Source organism: Bacillota bacterium (genome assembly GCA_012837285.1).
Lineage (GTDB): Bacteria > Bacillota > DTU030 > DUMP01 > DUMP01 > DUNI01.
In genome coordinates this window covers 1-2,340 of record DURJ01000100.1, presented here as the reverse complement: position 1 = coordinate 2,340, position 2,340 = coordinate 1, and the positions used below count along the sequence as shown (strand labels likewise).

Here is a 2,340-nt window from a genome sequence, read left to right as displayed (position 1 = left end):
GCAATCACCAACGCTCCCGGGCAGGCAATAACCAGTAGAGTAAGAGCGATGACAGGATTTCCAGTGATTAGAAAAGTAAGAAGCGAAATAATCATGATGCCAGGGGTATAGTAATGAGCGAAGCGTTCCAGCAGTTCCTGGGTTCGCGGCTTTTCTTGCTGGGCCGCCTCCACCAGGGCAATGATGCGAGCAAAAGTGGTGTCCTCTCCGGCTTTTTCCGTCTCTATTTCTAAATAACCAGCTTCGTTAATGGTCCCGCCAAAGACTTTATCCCCAACAGCTTTCTCCACCGGTACCGACTCACCGGTGATGGCAGCTTGGTTCACTGTGGCTTCGCCGGTAACAACCTGCCCATCCACCGGAATCTTTTCCCCGGGGCGAACAACAACCACGTCTTTAACCTTCACTTCGGCGGCCGGAATTTCTTCTTCGTCCGTGCCCCGCTTTACCCGAGCCACCTGTGGAGCCATCTCTAACAGCTCACGCAAGGCTCCCCTGGTCTTATCTAGGGTCCGAGCCTCCAGATAAGACCCCAGGGCAAACAAGAAGGTTACTACCGCTGCCTCCCAGTATTCGCCGATGGCAATAGCCCCGATAGCTGCCAGCGTTACCAAAGCAGGAATACCCAACACCCGAAAACGCAAGGCCTGCCAAGCACTCTTGGCGATACGCCAACCGGCAATAACTGCCGCTATTATCATAAGGACATCCGTAGCCGGATTCTGGGGGAAGAGGCGCCCCAGGACCCAGCCTAGGGCGATCAAAGCTCCCGATAAGAAAGTGTGCTGCATAACTATCACCCTTTACAAACAGGCTTGGACTTTGTAGCCGGTCTTTTCAATGGCCTTTTCGATCTGCTCGATAGTTATGGCTTCCGGATCAAAGGTGACCTTGACCCGGCTGGTGGTAAAGGCTACTGCCGCGTCTTTTACTCCTTTTTGCCTCTTTAGTATTTGCCCAATTGTCTGGGCACAACTCGGGCAAGCCAGATCCCCCAACTGTAATGTTAACTCTTGCATTTTGCTTCCTCCTTCCGGCAGCCCAGCTGCCTATTTTAAGTACCGTTTGTTCGGCAGCCTTAGGATAACACGCCGGAAGGGATTCAAACCTTGACTTAAGTCAAAAACCGGGTTATTCCCTCGCACTATTAACTTAGCACTGCTTCCAGATGCAGGCGGGCACAGAGGCCGTACCCATATAAGAATCTGCACGTTATGTTTTTCGGGAGGGCGCGGAGGCCCTCCCCTACCAGTAAGCCTGCATGTTCGGGCCATCATGTAGGGGCGACCCTCTGCGGTCGCCCGTTCCCCATCGACACAGGCCAGCTCAGGAGTTTCCGACTTATTGGCGAGCTTTCTCCCACCTAATAGCCAACTAAATCGCTAAGTTTCTCACTGTCTATAATAAAAATAGTGCGATGTCCGCTGAGGGTAATCACGCCTTCTGCCTGTAGCGCGTTTAACCGCCGACTTACAGTCTCGATGGTGGTACCTAACAGATGGGCCAGTTCTTCCCGGGTAAGATCCAATGTTATCCGGATACCGTCCAAAGTCGCAACTCCTTTTTGGGCCATTACCAGCAGCCAGGAGGCCAACCGTTCCTCTACATTTTTCAGCGTAAGATCACTGATGAATTTCTCCGCCTGGGCTAGCCGAGCGCTCATGGCAGTAAGCAAAGAAAGGGCGATTTTTGGTTTTCGTTCTAAAAGAGCTCGAAAATCATCCCGGGGTAGCAAGCAAATGCCGCTGTCCTCCATGGCTTCGGCATAGCACAATTGCTGTCGATCCTGAAACAAGGCCAATTCGCCAAAAAAGTCCCCGTGTTCTAGGATTCTTATGATTTGCTGCCGGCCCTCGGCTGAAACAGTGTATAGCTTCACTCTCCCGCTGCGGACAATATATAAGTACATACCGGGATCGCCTTGAGAAAAAAGCAGTTCTCCTTTTTCATATTCACCATGCCGGATTAAGCTGTTAACCTCCAGCAACCCCGCCGGATCCAACGAACTGAAAATAGGCACCCTACGGGCACAAACATGATCTGTGTTCGGGCATTTATTACAATGAGACATTGGGATTTCACCTCTCTTTTAGTCATCAGTCTCTGCAGTTCTAATCGGTCATTGTTGTTTCTTCTATAATATCAGCTTTTTTGGTTTCTGTTTATAAAGACATTTAGTGCATCCGATACAGTGGTCTCCCTTCACACCCAGGGCCCTGCGGTACGGGACGGGCAGACACGGAGGTCTGCCCCTACACCAAACCCTGGGCACCATGGACAGACGGGCAGGCACAGAGGCTGCCCCTACTCGAAGGCCCCAGTTCTGGGTGTCCGGCCAGT

Annotated in this window: 3 protein-coding genes; all 3 read right to left on the bottom strand. The window is 51.8% G+C overall.

Annotation, left to right across the window (positions count from 1 at the left end):
* A partial coding sequence (locus GX016_05760) for an HAD-IC family P-type ATPase (protein ID HHT71065.1) occupies nt 1-791 on the bottom strand: 791 nt, incomplete at its 3' end.
* Between the two features lie 12 nt (nt 792-803).
* Nucleotides 804-1,019: a heavy-metal-associated domain-containing protein gene (locus tag GX016_05755; GenBank protein ID HHT71064.1), complete on the bottom strand. Its 216-nt coding sequence runs from the start codon at nt 1,017-1,019 to the stop codon at nt 804-806.
* Nucleotides 1,020-1,363: 344 nt separating this feature from the next.
* A complete protein-coding gene (locus GX016_05750) occupies nt 1,364-2,071 on the bottom strand; it encodes a Crp/Fnr family transcriptional regulator (GenBank protein HHT71063.1) in 708 nt (235 codons plus the stop codon).
* Nucleotides 2,072-2,340 lie beyond the last annotated feature (269 nt).

Bases quoted from the DNA above. Each gene is read 5' to 3' on its own strand.
- GX016_05755 (HHT71064.1), bottom strand. From the start codon at position 1,019: ATGCAAGAGTTAACATTACAGTTGGGGGATCTGGCTTGCCCGAGTTGT.
- GX016_05750 (HHT71063.1), bottom strand. From the start codon at position 2,071: ATGTCTCATTGTAATAAATGCCCGAACACAGATCATGTTTGTGCCCGT.